General features: G+C 38.7%; 8 protein-coding genes. 1 reads left to right on the forward strand and 7 read right to left on the reverse strand.

Features of this window, described 5'->3' with window-relative positions; translation table 11 throughout:
- The 4 genes from HUV91_RS15605 to HUV91_RS15620 all read right to left on the reverse strand — a co-directional run.
- Window positions 1–7820 (reverse strand): BapA/Bap/LapF family large adhesin (locus tag HUV91_RS15605; RefSeq protein ID WP_174494018.1); only part of this gene is annotated, 7820 nt, incomplete at its 3' end.
- Between the two features lie 505 nt (window positions 7821–8325).
- Window positions 8326–9561: an HlyD family type I secretion periplasmic adaptor subunit gene (locus HUV91_RS15610; protein ID WP_130075214.1), complete on the reverse strand. Its 1236-nt coding sequence runs from the start codon at window positions 9559–9561 to the stop codon at window positions 8326–8328.
- Window positions 9558–11687: a type I secretion system permease/ATPase gene (locus HUV91_RS15615; RefSeq protein ID WP_174494019.1), complete on the reverse strand. Its 2130-nt coding sequence runs from the start codon at window positions 11685–11687 to the stop codon at window positions 9558–9560. The genes HUV91_RS15610 and HUV91_RS15615 overlap by 4 nt, the downstream gene beginning before the upstream one ends.
- Window positions 11684–13210 carry a TolC family protein gene (locus tag HUV91_RS15620; protein ID WP_174494020.1) on the reverse strand — a complete coding sequence of 509 codons (1527 nt, stop codon included), beginning with the start codon at window positions 13208–13210 and terminating at the stop codon, window positions 11684–11686. The genes HUV91_RS15615 and HUV91_RS15620 overlap by 4 nt, the downstream gene beginning before the upstream one ends.
- A gap of 606 nt (window positions 13211–13816) precedes the next feature.
- Between HUV91_RS15620 and HUV91_RS15625 the strand changes: the two genes are divergently transcribed.
- Window positions 13817–14284 carry a DUF523 domain-containing protein gene (locus tag HUV91_RS15625; RefSeq protein WP_174494021.1) on the forward strand — a complete coding sequence of 156 codons (468 nt, stop codon included), beginning with the start codon at window positions 13817–13819 and terminating at the stop codon, window positions 14282–14284.
- A gap of 65 nt (window positions 14285–14349) precedes the next feature.
- On the opposite strand, the gene HUV91_RS15630 is transcribed toward HUV91_RS15625, so the two are convergent.
- From HUV91_RS15630 to mhpT, 3 genes are all read right to left on the reverse strand, one after another.
- Complete coding sequence (locus tag HUV91_RS15630) at window positions 14350–15309, reverse strand: bile acid:sodium symporter family protein (protein WP_174494022.1); 960 nt, start codon at window positions 15307–15309, stop codon at window positions 14350–14352.
- Window positions 15310–15436: 127 nt separating this feature from the next.
- Window positions 15437–16072: a bifunctional nicotinamidase/pyrazinamidase gene (gene pncA / locus HUV91_RS15635; RefSeq protein ID WP_174494023.1), complete on the reverse strand. Its 636-nt coding sequence runs from the start codon at window positions 16070–16072 to the stop codon at window positions 15437–15439.
- A gap of 154 nt (window positions 16073–16226) precedes the next feature.
- A complete protein-coding gene (gene mhpT / locus HUV91_RS15640) occupies window positions 16227–17438 on the reverse strand; it encodes a 3-(3-hydroxy-phenyl)propionate transporter MhpT (RefSeq protein ID WP_174494024.1) in 1212 nt (403 codons plus the stop codon).
- Window positions 17439–17814: the final 376 nt, after the last annotated feature.

The raw sequence follows: 17814 nt of genomic DNA on the forward strand, positions 1-17814 counted from the left end.
TCAAACTTCTCGATTCCATAAGATTCACCTGATGCCTGATAACTATATGTACCATCTTCTTTGACAGTTAAAACACCATGTTGACCTTGTAATACTATTGAAGTATTTGCCGCATGTTCATATTGACTGAGCAAATCACTTACATTGATCTTATCACCTTCAGACATATTGAAGTCATGCCAAGTATCATGACCATTGCCCCCCACATTATCATCAGATAATACGTTAAATATCACTGAATCAGCACCTGCCCCCATTGTGAAGCTATCATTAGCAACGCTAGTTGTAATGACATCATCATATTTTGAGCCAGTCATATTTTTACCGACATTAATCACTAATTCTGCTGACTGTGAAGTGCCATGGATAGAGTTTAAAATGTATTCAAACTTCTCGATTCCATAAGATTCACCTGATGCCTGATAACTATATGTACCATCTTCTTTGACAGTTAAAACACCATGTTGACCTTGTAATACTATTGAAGTATTTGCCGCATGTTCATATTGACCGTACTTATCAAAAGCTAATGTTTGCCCTTGAATTTTCAGACTCGCAATTTGGTTTTCATAGTAAATGTCATTTGCTAATAAATCACCTTCTGCAAGCACAAGATTAGATTCTTGCGCACTAAACCCATCTAGCGTTGTCACTGTTCCAGTTAAGTCGAGTTTAACATCGACCTGCCAAAGCACACTATTATCAACAATTACATCAATCTTATATTTACCTTCAGTTAATGAAGGTAAAGCTACAGTTTGCGCAATTTTGTCTGCCGAAGTATTAAGAATTTCTACAACTTCACCAGTCGTTATATTGGTTAAGCGAATCAGATACTGATCTGATTTTGCAGAAGTTGCGACTTGATCAAATGCATAAGCTAATTGCAAATCAAGAATCTGATTTTTCCCAACCGTAATTTCATGGCCGAATTCTTTAACACTTGAAGTGTTTGCAGTTCTCTCATCAACATGCCAACCAGTATAATCTTCGATATTATCTAAGCCAAATTTAGCATTATCTTGATCATCTTTCGCTTCTACAACATCAAGTTGAATATTTAAAGTACCTGAAGCCAATGCTCCAGTGATTGGGTCTTTGATGCTGTATGAGAAGGTATCAATATCACCAAAATTTGCAGCAGTATTTGGATCTACAATGTATTGATATGTACCATCGGCATTAATATGCAATGTTCCATATTTACCTTGTATCGGCGTACCATCTACTGGTTGATCATTCACACTACGCATTTCAAAGCCTGCATAGTCACCCGTTGTTAGATCTCCTTGCAATTGTTGCTGCGTCGACGTTTGGGTATGGTCATATAAAGTGTCAGTATCTGCTTTTAATACAATAGTTGGCAATACTGAAATACCAGCTGTCACACTCATGGTCACTGCTTTATAAGTACCTTCAGTAAATAATACATCTACATTTTCCTTAGATGCGCCTGCACCAATCACCACTCCAACGACGGTATACCAATTTTCTTTGAATGCATATAATTCCCAGTTCTGATTGGTTTCGTTGTATTTGTAAATCGCTAGACTGACTGGGGTCGCACCTAATGCAACAGGCGCACCACCACTTGAAGAGAAACTGATCTCTCGTGTGTGACCTTCAGCAACATTGATGGTCATACCTTTTTCAATCGTAGCAACTTTAATATCTGCAATACCTAAACCAATACTAGCAACATTGACTTGACTTGAGTCCTGTAGCTTTTCTGTTGGAGTAACAACCGATTGAACATCTAAAGTTAAATGCTGTACAACAGGATCTATCACCGAAACTTCTTTGTTTAATGAAATATTCAAGTTAGCGCTTGAGGTTTCTCCTGTCACAGTGTCTTTCAATGTATAACTAAATTGCTCAACCGAACCGAATGGCGGTTTAGCACCTACATTTAAGGTATAAGTATATTGACCGTTTGGCTCTATCGTTAAAGTACCATATTCACCTTGGATTACTGTCGGTTGCAACTGATCAATAGGATAGATTTCTGTACCCACAGTAACAGACTCAATAATGACATTTTGACCAAAAATATCTTGTCCATTTTCTGAACCAATTGAGTCATTCTGATTATTAATATCTGTCAAAATATTTCCAGATACCGAACCAGATACTGCTGTTACTGTTGAGTAGTCATATACTTGATCATCTGTAATTTCTAAACCAGAACCCGAAAGTACGCCTACACCATTTGTTTTAGCAAGGTAAACTTTATAGTTTCCTGGTTCATCAAGACGGATATCTCCTGTCTTTATATAACCAAGCAATGGAATTGTGAACCAATCTTTATGGTATTGAACTACATTCCAGTTCCCCCATTCATCTTCTTTCAATATCACTAGATCATGTGTTTCACCGATAGAAATACCACCACCATCAGCTTTTAAGGTCAAGTCTCGTACCTGATCATCACCAACACTGACATCAATATATGATCCAAATGCTAAAGCACTAACGTTTGCAACACCTCCCAGTCCGATAGTCGCCACACCAAAGCTCGTCGCTTTTTGACCTACTAAGCTTTCACCCTCTCCTAGTTGAACTCTTGTAGGCGTGATATCAAGTTTCAGTTGAACGTCATTATCTACTGCTAATAGATCTGAACTATCGCTGTCTGAATCGCTATCGCTGTCTGAGTCACTATCGCTGTCAGAATCCGAGTCACTGTCTGAGTCACTATCGCTGTCTGAATCACTGTCGCTGTCAGAGTCCGAATCACTGTCTGAGTCGCTATCGCTGTCAGAGTCCGAATCGCTGTCTGAGTCACTATCGCTGTCAGAATCCGAATCACTGTCTGAGTCGCTATCGCTGTCAGAATCCGAATCACTGTCTGAGTCGCTATCGCTGTCAGAATCCGAGTCGCTGTCTGAGTCCCTATCGCTGTCTGAGTCGCTATCGCTGTCTGAATCCGAATCGCTGTCTGAGTCACTATCGCTGTCCGAATCCGAGTCGCTGTCAGAATCCGAATCGCTGTCTGAGTCACTATCGCTGTCAGAATCCGAATCACTGTCTGAGTCCGTATCGCTGTCTGAGTCGCTATCGCTGTCTGAGTCACTATCGCTGTCTGAGTCACTATCGCTGTCAGAATCCGAGTCACTGTCTGAGTCGCTATCGCTGTCAGAGTCCGAATCACTGTCTGAATCGCTATCGCTGTCTGAGTCCGAATCGCTGTCTGAGTCACTATCGCTGTCAGAATCCGAGTCGCTGTCTGAATCGCTATCGCTGTCTGAGTCCGAATCACTGTCTGAGTCGCTATCGCTGTCAGAATCCGAGTCACTATCAGAATCGCTATCGCTGTCTGAATCCGAATCGCTGTCAGAATCCGAGTCGCTATCGCTGTCAGAATCCGAGTCACTATCAGAATCGCTATCGCTGTCTGAATCCGAATCGCTGTCAGAGTCCGAATCACTGTCTGAGTCGCTATCGCTGTCAGAATCCGAGTCACTGTCTGAGTCGCTATCGCTGTCCGAATCCGAATCACTGTCAGAGTCCGAATCGCTGTCTGAATCATCAATAATTGGAGCAACTAAATCTGTCGGTACTGATTCATTACCTTTTGCATCAGTAGCAGTGACATCAACCTCCTCACCATTTTGCAATGGTATTTCTAGTTGAATCGTATAGTTACCATTTTCATCTGCAACTACTTCACCTAAAATAACCCCACTCGCAGAATCTTTTACTTTCACTGTGGCATTTGGCTCAGTATTACCACTTATTTCTGAACCATTATTATCAAATACTGCAGTTGGTGCATCTGGTGCTGTACTGTCTGCTGCAGTCACTTCGGTTTTGTCTGAAACGTTGCCTGCTTCATCTTTGGCAGTTACATCAACAGTTTCACCATTGGTTAATGGATTATCCAAACCAACCGTAAAGTTACCANTTGGTGCATCTGGTGCTGTACTGTCTGCTGCAGTCACTTCGGTTTTGTCTGAAACGTTGCCTGCTTCATCTTTGGCAGTTACATCAACAGTTTCACCATTGGTTAATGGATTATCCAAACCAACCGTAAAGTTACCATTTGCGTCTGCTGTACCTGAACCTAAGAGGTTGCCCTCTTTATCTTTGATTTCAACCGTAGCACCTGGTTCTGCTTTACCTGTAACCGTTATGCCATCTGCGCTGATCACAACATCACTTGGTGCATCTGGTGCTGTACTGTCTGCTGCAGTCACTTCGGTTTTGTCTGAAACGTTGCCTGCTTCATCTTTGGCAGTTACATCAACAGTTTCACCATTGGTTAATGGATTATCCAAACCAACCGTAAAGTTACCATTTGCGTCTGCTGTACCTGAACCTAAGAGGTTGCCCTCTTTATCTTTGATTTCAACCGTAGCACCTGGTTCTGCTTTACCTGTAACCGTTGTGCCATCTGCACTGATCACAACATCACTTGGTGCATTTGGTGCTGTGCTGTCTGCTGCAGTCACTTCGGTTTTGTCTGAAACGTTGCCTGCTTCATCTTTGGCAGTCACATCAACTTTTTCACCATTGGTTAATGGATTATCCAAACCAACCGTGAAGTCACCATTTGCGTCTGCTGTACCTGAACCTAAGATGTTGCCCTCTTTGTCTTTGATTTCAACTGTAGCACCTGCTTCTGCTTTACCTGTAACCGTTGTGCCATCTGCGCTGATCACAACATCACTTGGTGCATTCGGTGCTGTGCTGTCTGCTGCAGTCACTTCGGTTTTGTCTGAAACGTTGCCTGCTTCATCTTTGGCAGTCACATCAACTTTTTCACCATTGGTTAATGGATTATCCAAACCAACCGTAAAGTTACCATTTGCGTCTGCTGTACCTGAACCTAAGAGGTTGCCCTCTTTATCTTTGATTTCAACCGTAGCACCTGGTTCTGCTTTACCTGTAACCGTTATGCCATCTGCGCTGATCACAACATCACTTGGTGCATCTGGTGCTGTACTGTCTGCTGCAGTCACTTCGGTTTTGTCTGAAACGTTGCCTGCTTCATCTTTGGCAGTTACATCAACAGTTTCACCATTGGTTAATGGATTATCCAAACCAACCGTAAAGTTACCATTTGCGTCTGCTGTACCTGAACCTAAGAGGTTGCCCTCTTTATCTTTGATTTCAACCGTAGCACCTGGTTCTGCTTTACCTGTAACCGTTATGCCATCTGCGCTGATCACAACATCACTTGGTGCATCTGGTGCTGTACTGTCTGCTGCAGTCACTTCGGTTTTGTCTGAAACGTTGCCTGCTTCATCTTTGGCAGTTACATCAACAGTTTCACCATTGGTTAATGGATTATCCAAACCAACCGTAAAGTTACCATTTGCGTCTGCTGTACCTGAACCTAAGAGGTTGCCCTCTTTATCTTTGATCTCAACCGTAGCACCTGCTTCTGCTTTACCTGTAACCGTTGTGCCATCTACGCTGATCACAACATCACTTGGTGCATTTGGCGCTGTGCTGTCTGCTGCAGTCACTTCGGTTTTGTCTGAAACGTTGCCTGCTTCATCTTTGGCAGTCACATCAACAGTTTCACCATTGGTTAATGGATTATCTAAACCAACCGTAAAGTTACCATTTGCGTCTGCTGTACCTGAACCTAAGAGGTTGCCCTCTTTATCTTTGATTTCAACCGTAGCACCTGGTTCTGCTTTACCTGTAACCGTTGTGCCATCTGCACTGATCACAACATCACTTGGAATAGCTGGGGCTACAGTATCAACAAATACATGAATACTTGACTGGTCAAATGTACCGAAATGACCTAAAGCAAAAATAAAAACAAAATTTTCACCTTCATCTAAAGGAACTTCTAATTGTATTTTTTTATTATCCAAATCTTCTTGAGTGATGGTATGTTTTACACCACCAGCATTAATTACATCTCCAACTTGAGTATCTGCACCTAAAATAATTTCTAACTTTGCAGTCCCATCTGTACCAAATTCTGCTTTATTAAAAATATTATCAACACCAGCTTCAGGGAAGAAAGCATCGTCAATAATATTGCTCATCTCACCGCCAGTTTCAATGATTTGAATACTTACTGTATCTGATGTTTTATCTAAATTGCCTTCATGATCTTTTGCTTCAACAGCAATTAGATTGTCACCATTAACTACATGTACTTTGGCAACAACATAACCTTGATCGAGATCACTTTGCGTTAATACATGATTAGTATTATTGACTGTAACGACTTGACCAACTTCAGCATCTTTACCCAGTTCTATATGAACTTTAATTGTATGTGTTGAGATTAACTCATCATAGCTATCACTCGGATAAATAATTGCACCAACAATGTCCGCAGGAATGGTATCTACAATAAAATCTTTAATTTCTTGATCAATGTTGCCATTTTTATCTGTTGCTTCAACAACAACTTGATTATTACCTTCTTGTACAACAACTTCTGTTTTTAGTTGACCAACATCTTTTTCAGCTTGTGTAATGGTATGTTCTTTACCATTAATTCGGATAACATCACCAACTTGAGCATCTTTACCCAATTGAATAACGACATCAACTTTTCCATCTGTACCTAATTCATCAGCATTAAAAATACCATCTTCGCCGGCACCAATCAGATGAATATCACCAACAATATCATCTTTTTCACTAGTTGAGATGATTGGTGCAGTGACTTCCGTTTTATCTGAAACGTTGCCTGCTTCATCTTTCGCAGTCACATCAACAGTTTCACCATTGGTTAATGGATTATCCAAACCAACCGTAAAGTTACCATTTGCGTCTGCTGTACCTGAACCTAAGAGGTTGCCCTCTTTATCTTTGATTTCAACCGTAGCACCTGCTTCTGCTTTACCTGTAACCGTTGTGCCATCTGCGCTGATCACAACATCACTTGGTGCATCTGGTGCTGTACTGTCTGCTGCAGTCACTTCGGTTTTGTCTGAAACGTTGCCTGCTTCATCTTTGGCAGTTACATCAACAGTTTCACCATTGGTTAATGGATTATCCAAACCAACCGTGAAGTCACCATTTGCGTCTGCTGTACCTGAACCTAAGAGGTTGCCCTCTTTATCTTTGATTTCAACCGTAGAACCAGGTTCTGCTTTACCTGTAACCGTTGTGCCATCTGCGCTGATCACAACATCACTTGGTGCATCTGGTGCTGTACTGTCTGCTGCAGTCACTTCGGTTTTGTCTGAAACGTTGCCTGCTTCATCTTTGGCAGTCACATCAACGGTTTCACCATTGGTTAATGGATTATCCAAACCAACCGTGAAGTCACCATTTGCGTCTGCTGTACCTGAACCTAAGAGGTTGCCCTCTTTATCTTTGATTTCAACCGTAGAACCTGGTTCTGCTTTACCTGTAACCGTTGTGCCATCTGCGCTGATCACAACATCACTTGGTGCATTTGGCGCTGTTATATCTTTACCAGAATTATGACTGATATCTGTATTCGCGATATAAGCAACCGTTCCTATTGCACCCGCAATACCTGCGATAAATGGCAAAGTCCCTTCTACAGAATCATATAATAAGGGTTCAACATTATCTAAGCCTGCATAATTAATCGTTTCTAACGAAACATTATTTAAGTCATTAAATTGAACCCAAAGTAACTCATTATTATTTTCTAAAACTAAACTATTATCTAAGGTAAAGAAGTTTTCGATTTGAATCACTTCTCCAGTATCAAGTGTGATAATTAAATGATCACCCTCTCTCATCATATTTTTAATTTGCTCTTTGCTATATTTTAGTACTACAACAGAAGGAGCTTGAACTGAAAAACTTGAGCTGGTTACTAGCGATAAATTTCCAGTATCCTTAGATACTATTGATATATTTTCCATTCTTCCACCGTTATCAGAAAATACTGATTTTAAAAATTATTGAAATCCTACCATGCAACTATGATTTTAAAATCACATAATAATTTTATGATTTAAAATTAATAAATATTATGTGAAATTTAATTAAATATTTAAAACTTCTACATCAAATTAATAAAAAACTAAAATATATATTAAATATATTTTTATTTTTATTTTTTAAAATCAATTAATTGGAAAAAATATTCATATAAAAATGATTTTATTTATTTTATCTAAAATTATTATTAAATATTTATTTATATTATTTTTAAAAAATTTTATGTTAAATTTTATTAAAGCAATAATGTGAAAAACATCACAATAAAAAATATTATAATATCATAGAACACATTAATTAAAATAAATGTAAATTTTATTTGTAATGCAAAAATTGCATTTAAAGTAAAAGTTAGAGAAATATTTTTATATAATTTTAATCAAAGAAAGCCAGTATTTAATACAGGCTTTCTCATCAATTAAGTACTTATCTTTCTCTTAATGCTTCTTGTGCTTTATTAAATGGTTTAAGTAAATATTCCATAATTGTTTTTTGTCCTGTACGGATATCGACTGTTGCCACCATACCCGGTGTAATCGCAAATGATTGCCCCGCTTTGTTCACTAATTTATCAACATCTGTACGAATATAAACACGATAATAAAATTGATCTTGCTTTACTTCATCTCGAATGGTATCAGGAGAAATCACCACAACTTTACCCGCTAAACCGCCATAAATTGAGTAATCATAGGCTGTAATTTTCACGAGGGCTGCTTGTCCAGGATGAATAAATGCAATATCTCTTGGTGAAATACGGGCTTCGATCAGTAACTTTTCATCCAAAGGAACCAAAGTCATGAGTTTGCCATTTTGTGGAATCACCCCACCAATCGTCGTAATTGCTAACTCTTTGACGACAGCACGCACAGGCGCATAGAAAACAGAACGTTTAACTGAGTCATTTCGTCCTGTCACCACTTGCTGTAAAGACTTAATATCCGCATTGGCTTTGGCAAGTTCTTCACGCGCTTTTACGTAATAATCATTACGCTTGTCATTGATTTGGTTTTCAAAATTATTAATATCACGCTTTAAGCGTAATACTTCAACTTCAGATGCAGCACCTTTTGCAACCAAAGGTTCAGTCATTTGTAATTCATTTTGAACTAAAGACAAAGCATGTCTTAAACCTGCAATCGACTCCTCTAAATTTGAGCGTCTAGAGCTGTAGAGCGCTGTTTCTTCATTGACTAAGTTTGGAATATCACGCACCTCTTTTGGAAAGCTCAGACGTGTTCCATTTACTTCAGCTTCTAAACGTGCCGCTGTTGCTTGCATCGCACGTAATTTACTCAAACTTTCACCGACTTGTGATTCAAAGCGCGTCGGGTCAATTTGTGCAAGAATCTGCCCTTTTTCAACAATATCACCTTCTTTCACTTCAAGTTTGGTCACCACACCACCATCTAAAGATTGAATAGTTTGCTCTTTCGATGATGGAATCACCTTGCCAGTACCAGTCGAGACCTCTTCTAGCTTGAACATACATGCCCAAACAATAAAAGCAGCCAAACCAAGCGCCACAATCCAAATGACTAAACTAGCTTTGGGTAGAGGAGGCTCAGAAAATTTGAGTGCAGAAGGATTACTTGGACGCTTTAATGTATCGAAGCCATTGTCTTGTTTTGTATTATTTTCAGGTAATTGTGCTGAACTCATACTGAAGTGCCTCCTGCATTATTTTGATGAGGATTCAAAATTTCATCACGAGGACCATCTTTCACAATTTTTCCATCATGAATCACAATAATACGATCGACCAACTGTAATACAGCAGGACGATGGGTTGCCACGATCAAGGTACGATGTCCTGACCATTGTTTTAAATGTTCAATCAAACTACGTTCAGATACATCATCCAATGCTGCTGTAGGCTCGTCGAGTAATAAAATATTTGGATTACGTAAAATAGAGCGGGTTAATAACAAAGACTGTCGTTGACCACCTGAAAAACCAGCGCCACCTTCTAATATAATATGATCTAAACCTTCCTTTTTCTGTTCTACAATATCGAGTGCATTAGTAATTTTTAAGGCATTGAGAATATCTTGATCGGTAGCTAATGGAGCACCCAAGGTTAAATTCTCGCGAATCGTCCCGTAAAAAAGTTGTGCATTTTGATTCAATAAAGTCATATCACGACGAATATCATCAGGGTCAATCAAAGATTGATCTACTCCATCAAGGCTAATTTTACCTTGCTCTGGACTTTGCATACCTGACAATAATTGCAATAGGGTTGATTTGCCTGCCCCATTTCGACCTAAAATTGCGATTTTCTCACCAGCATTAATTTTGAGCTGAGGGATTAACAAAGATGGACGAGAATCATCTTCAGTATACTTAAACATCACCCCTTTAAACTCATAATCACCTAAAATCACTTTACGATGAATCAGTTGTGCACGATCAGGGCGATCCACAGGTTTTTTCATTAATTCATCCAAACCCTGTTTTGCCACTTTGGCTTGCTGCCAACGCCCTAATACCCCTGTAATTTGCGCAATCGGTGCAAGCATGCGTGATGATAAAATTGAACATGCCACCAATGCACCAGTGGTCATATCCCCTTTCATCACCGCAAAACAGCCAACCAATACTACAATCGCATAGGCTAAACCTTGAATCTTCTGCGTCCACGCATTGAGCCAACCTGTGATTTTACGTTGACGCATACTAATGTCAGCAGACACTTCATTCATGTGATTCCACTGATTTTGAAATCTTGCTTCGGCACGTAATAATTTAATATCTTCAATCCCTTGTACCGCTTCAACTAAAATTGCATTTCGAATAGCACCTTCACGCATACCTTCTTGTGCAAGTTGTGCAAGCTTTTTCTGCGCCATAAAACCTGGAATAATCATGAGAGGAACGACAAATAACATAACCCAAAATAGGTTACCGCCGATAATCCAAAAAATTGCAAGGAACAATAAGAAGAAAGGTAAATCTGCCATTGCACTGATGGTGGTCGAAGTCACCAACTCACGCACACCTTCTAATTCACGAATCTGTGAAATAAAAGAACCCGTAGATTTAGAACGATCTTTATTCCGAATACGTAAGGCATGCCCAAAAACCCGATCTGAAATTTTTAAATCAGCACGTTTACCAATAATGTCCGATAAATACACGCGTGCAACACGCAAGGTAAATTCGAAAATAGCCGCAATCAGTACACCACCTGCCAATACCCATAAAGTTGGAATCGACTGCGAAGGCACTACACGGTCATATACTTGCATCGAAAAGACAATAGTCGCTAACGCCAAAATATTTGCGACCATGGAAGCAACCATAATATCGGTATAACGCTTCCAATCTTTTAATACGATGTTCCAAAACCAACTTTGCTCATAAGGTTTAATGTACTCATCTACACGAGCATCAGGAATGGAACTTTCAGGACGAAAAATAAAAATCTGTTTCGCATTTTCCTGTAGTGCTTTTAACGTAAATGTCTGAGATAAACCTTGATCACCACTGAGTTGTAAACTAGCATTACCTTGCTGATCGACCTTTTCAATCACAGCGACTTGACCATCTTTAAACTCAATGACCACAGGTAAACGCCAAGGATTCAGTACATCTTTTGAAAAATCAGCACGGCGATAATTTAAACCCAATTGTTTGGTGACGATTTGCAATAAATCATCAATATTCTGATACTTATTCCAATCCAATTGTAGGCGTATCTGCTCTTCTGAGGGCTGAATACGATAATGTTGGGCAACCGTTAATAAGGCTTGTAGCCAAGGTTGATAATTGAGTGTCTGGTTCATTGCTGTACTTCAAACCCTTGAATTTTCGTATTATTAAGTTGGTAAATATCTCGACTCTTACCCATCACATTGATATACATTGCAAGTGTGTCATAAATGTCGTAGCGAGCAGATTCACGTTCAGCCCGAGAACTATGGAAAGACTGTTCAGAACTCAACAAATCTAAAATCGAACGTTTGCCCAATTTGTATTGTTCTTCGTATAGCTCACGAGTTTTTGCTGTTGAACGTTCACGGTCAATTAACACCCAAATTTGCTTGTCCATATTTTCAATATTTTCACGCGCAATTTGGCTTGAATCCATAATATTTAAATAAGTTGCATTCAGCTTAGAACGAGCAGCTTGCTCTGCATAAGCAGCAGAACGAATCTGAGAGCTGACAGCCCCTCCTTGATAAAAATTACTCGTCATCGAGATACCAATCGAACTATCGGTATCGTCTTGTTTTCCTGTACTTGGATTTTTACCATTCAATGCCTGATTTAAAGAGGCAGTTAATGAAACCGTTGGATAACGACTGAGTTCTGTTTGTTTTTTCTGACTTTTGGCAATTTCAATTTCAGCTTGTGCTGCAATCATACTAGGAATAGTATTTAACTGTGGAGCATTATAAAGATCTGATTTCTTTAAAAATTCATCATGAATAATAAAATCTGTACGACTGACATCAAAACCTAATAAAGTTTTTAATTTTTGTTCTTCTTGGCGCAATTTATTTTGCTGTGTTAATAAATAGGTTTTTGCATATTCGACATAACTTTGTGCTTGCACAGGATCGGCATAGCTACTAATTCCTGCTTCTGAACGCAAACGGGCAATTTCATGCAAACGGCTCACGCCCTTCACTTGATCTTGTGCGATATTCAACAATACCCGATAACGTAATACTGCGATGATCGAACGGGCTGTTTCCGTAGCAATCTCATCAATATTTAACAAAACATTGGCTTGTTCAGCTTCCAATTTATTTTTTTGCGTATCGACACTCGATTTCACTTTACCAAAGTCATAAAGCAATTGGTTGGCTTCAATCGTATATAACTGACGTCCCCGATCACTTGAGGTAAAATCACCTGTATTCAAACCTGCCTTTAACTGTGGATAATATTGCGCTTTGGCTACATCAATATTGGCATTTTGTGCCGCTAAATTGGCTAATGCTTGAGAAATTACAGGATTACGTTTCACCGCAATCTGTACTGCTTCTTGTAAATTTAAATGGCTCTGTACTTCAGCCGTATGCTCAAATGCCGTAGTATCCATGTCAGAACTGACTCCCACTACAGGTAATTGCTGATAGATTGGATCAGGCTGAACTTGAAAATTAGACAACTGACTCAATTGTACCGTACTAAAAGAATCATCTGTTTTAGGACGAATAAAATTGGCAATATTTTTTTGCATATCTTGCAAATAACCAGATTGAGTTTCCGCATAAACAACACTGTTTAAACACAAACTCAGCCCAATACAAGCATTCATTTTTTTAAGAGAAAATGTGAAATATTTCGCTTTACACATGTGTAAACTGTACCTAGAGATAATATTGAATTCTCCGTAATGCTTAAATCTTCGATATTTTTTGATGTAATATTACGCACGCATCTAAAAACAATAAAAGACTTTTCTGATCACAGTTCAATTTTGCAAACAGTTTAGCCAAGAAGCACTAACATCGAAATCAATATCATGATTATCAATTTAAAAATCAATTCAGCAAAATCTCACCGATTAAATCATAAATGGCTTAAAATAAAACTCAAAGTTTGAATATTTATTAGACTTTAAAATATTTTCTCAAACTAATATTCATTTTTATTAAAAATTGTGACAAAAATCATTATAAATAAATGTTTATTATTTTTATAATAAGATGTTGTAATGTTATCTAAAAATTTAAATAGATTAAGAATTGTACATCAATATTATTTATATCAATGATTTGACATGCTGAAAAACTTATAATTTAACGACCTTTAAAAAGCATTAATAGGTTAATAATAATTATTTATTCTAAATACATTTTTATTTAAATATATATGACACCTTGTCATAATAAAAACAAACATTATTATATATTTACCCATCATTCATTTTATATTAAAGGTTCAATAAAATAGATCATTTATGAAATATTTAATCAGTGCATGTCTCATAGGTGAAAATGTCCGTTACGATGCAAAAAATTGCCTCCAACAACAACTCAAACAACTGATTGAACAACAAAAAGCTGTGTATATTTGTCCTGAAGTGACAGGAGGTTTATCCATCCCTCGTTTAGCAGCAGAAATTCAAGGTGGCGATGGTGTGGACGTCTGGACAGGCAAAGCAAAAGTCATCACTTCAGCAGGACAAGATGTGAGCGCTGAATTTATACAAGGTGCAAAAGCAACTTTAGCCTTGGCACAGCAACATCAAGTCACCCATGTGATTTTAAAATCTAACAGTCCATCATGCGGATCAACGCTGATTTATGATGGTTCATTTACAGGACAAAAAATTCAAGGCGTGGGTGTCACAACGGCCTTATTGCAACAGCATGGTTTTGTGGTCATGACTGAAAATGAATTTCTCAGTCAACTCCTGTCATCATAAAAGCGTTTATTCTACTCATAAAAAAGAGCGCACAATGCGCTCCATCAACCACGAATATCTAGCGACTAAACTGATTCTTCACTCGCTACATCTGGCATTTTTTTACTCGCCCAATACGTTGCCAATGCAGGGCCTGAAATATTATGCCACAAGCTGAAAATAGCACTTGGCACAGCCGTCACAGGAGATGCTGCAAAGTGTACCGCAGCCAGTGCTACCCCTAAACCTGAATTTTGCATTCCGACTTCAACAGCAACGGCTTTACAGTCAGCATAAGACAATTGAAAGAAACGACCTGCCCAAAAACCCAATAAATAGCCCAAACCATTATGTAAAACCACCACAGCTAAAATCAAAGCGCCAGACTGTAAAATCGCAGCTTTACTGCCTGCAATAATGGCTGCCACGATCGCCACAATTGCGAAGACCGAAATCAAAGGCATCACTTGAATATAGTGCTCGACTTTTTGTTTTAAAATTGAGCGAGCGACAAGCCCTAAAACAATTGGCAATAACACCACTTGTAAAATAGAGCTAAACATAGATGCAGCATCAATCTGTAACCATTGGCTCGCCAAAAGATAAAAAATCGCAGGTGTTAAAACAGGCGCAAGCAACGTAGAAACTGATGTACATGCCACAGACAATGCGGTATTGCCCTTTGCCATATAAGTAATCACATTCGATGCCGTTCCCCCAGGACAACAGCCCACCAAAATGACCCCTACCGCAATCTCTGGCGGTAATTGGAATAACTTACACAGCAGATAAGCCAAACTTGGCATCACAATAAATTGAGCCAATACACCGATACAGACTGCTTTCGGACTTTGCAAAACGCCTTTAAAATCATTTAAGGTCATGGTCATGCCCATACCAAACATGATGATGCCCAACATCCATGTGATATAAGCTTTTAGCCAGACAAAAGCATCTGGTGCAAGCATGGCAATGCCTGCAAAAAGAACCACCCATAGCGCAAAAGTTTTTTGAATAAATTGGGTAAAACGCAAAAATGCTGTCATCAAAATCATCCCTAATTTATCGTTTTCAACCAAAATTAACCAACATATTCAGTATAAATATATTGAAAACTGCAACAAAATACAGCATTGCACTTTCTGATTAAAATGAAATGTAGAATTTTTCAGTTCAATGATCTTCAGACTGTAAAATATGCTTAGAGACCGTACGCTTTACACCCTTCGCAAGCATTTCTTGCCATGCATGTTGCAATGAACCCTGTAAATCAATCGCTTTGGTTGCATCTGAAATCACATAGGTTTCAAAACCAAGTTGAGCAGCATCCATTGCTGACCACGCCACGCAAAAATCTGTTGCAATGCCCACGAGATACACTGTTTCTATTTTTCTTTCTTTTAAATAACCGGCCAAACCTGTGGTGGTTTTTCGATCCGCTTCCATAAAAGCGGAATAACTATCAATCTGAACATTCATCCCTTTACGCACAATCAATTGTGCCTTACTGGTATTTAAATCAGGATGAAAATCAGCATCTTGTGTTCCTTGTACACAATGACTTGGCCATAAAACTTGTGTGCCATAATCAACCTGAATGGTATCATAAGCTTGTTGATCAGGATGATTTTCAGCAAAAGAAATATGATTTTCGGGATGCCAATCCTGTGTCAAAATAACATGGTCAAATTTCTCAATCAGTTGATTCACCAGTGGAATAATTTGCTCTGCATGAGCAACGGCTAAATTTCCACCTGACGTAAATCCATTTTGTACATCAACGACGATCAGTGCTGAATTCTTTGGCATAGTATCTATCTTAAAATCCTGTTTCAGCTCACTTTAACATATCGTAAAAATCAGCGTGAATTGCAACATCGCCACATTTTCAACAAATTTAGACAATAAAAAACTCGCATTACTGCGAGTTTTATTTTAAACAAACACAGCTTAAATCATCTGTTTAAGTATTTAAACGACGGGTCAAAATCAACATAAAAATTGCAGAAATCACAATACATGGAATTGCAGCGGAAATCACACCTGCTGCCCCAAAACCTGCGGCAAGTAACTGACCTGCAATCGTCGGACCCAGCATTGCCCCAATACGCCCTACGGCAGAAGCCATACCGACACCTGTGCCACGTACTTCTGTTGGATAAACAATACTGCCAAAAGCATACAAGACACCCTGACAACCAATCACAAATGCACCGACTAATGCGGAAGCTAGATACATTTGTGTGAGTGAACCTGCTGCATTTAAAGCGAACAATCCTGCCAAAATACCGCCATACATCAAAGTAATCACATAGGCTTTTTTCCAACGGTCAGTTAACATGCCTAAAATCACGGTGCCAATCGTTGCACTCACCATGAAATAGAACTGTGCTGTTGCGCCTTCTTTACGGGTAAAACCAAGTTCAGTAAACAATGATGGTAACCAACTCAACATGATGTAAACCACCATTAAGGTAAAGAAGTAACTCACCCAAATCAGCACTGTACGCGCCAAATTCTGTGCATTAAATAAATCTTTAAATGATGCTTGTGGTTCAGCCACTGCTGTCCCTACTTTTTCTTGTGCTTTTAAATATTCCTTAGACTCAGGCAAAAATAAAATCATGATTGGAATAACAATGATCGGCAACAAACCACCCAAATAGAAAATATTTTTCCACTCAGCACCAAAATTCGTACTCGCCACCAAAGATAAAATTGCAGCGCCCACAGGCATACCACAATACATCAAGCCCACCGCACGACCACGATTTTCAGGTGTGACCGCTTCTGATGCCAAAGTAATCAAAATCGGCATTGCAGCACCAAGACCCGCTCCTGCAAGAAAACGCACGGCTAATAAACTATTAAAACTATTGACCCATACGGTACATAAAGTAAAGATTGCAAAAATTGCAGTCGACCAAATCAGAACTTTTTTACGCCCAATACGATCAGCGAAACGCCCACCAATCAAAGCACCAGGGAGTAATCCCAAAATACCAGCACTAAAAAACACCCCCAGTTGTGAACTATCTAAGGCGAAATGTTCACGAATCCCTGCTGCGGCAATACCTGCGGCTTGAATATCCAAACCTTCAATTACCGCAATCAAAAAACAGATCAGTACGGTAATCGTGGCATGCTTTTTATCTAAAATATGGGATTGCGCCATGATTGAAAATCCTTGTTGATGTTACTAGGGAATACCTGTGGCATCATCCGGTACAAACGTCGATGAAATAACTATCAATAAGTGTTATAAAAATAATCAGTTTCTACTTCTAAACAAAAATTGTCTGATTTGAATCTGTCATGTATATAGTCATAAAAACAATAAGCGCTGAATAAAGTTGATTAAAAAGCTCAACAATCTAAATATTTTTTCGCTTAATTCTCATCCAGCAATAACTCAATGCTAAATCCCATATATAAAAAAACGATAGCTTAAATGCTTTAAATGTATTTTTTAGCCTGAAAGAACAGTAGGCTTTAATTTGAAAATCATCTTGTATAATCACTATTTCATCTTAAAGATGAAAAATTTCATA

Origin of the sequence: Acinetobacter sp. Marseille-Q1623 (genome assembly GCF_902809895.1) — a bacterium.
GTDB lineage: Bacteria > Pseudomonadota > Gammaproteobacteria > Pseudomonadales > Moraxellaceae > Acinetobacter > Acinetobacter piscicola_A.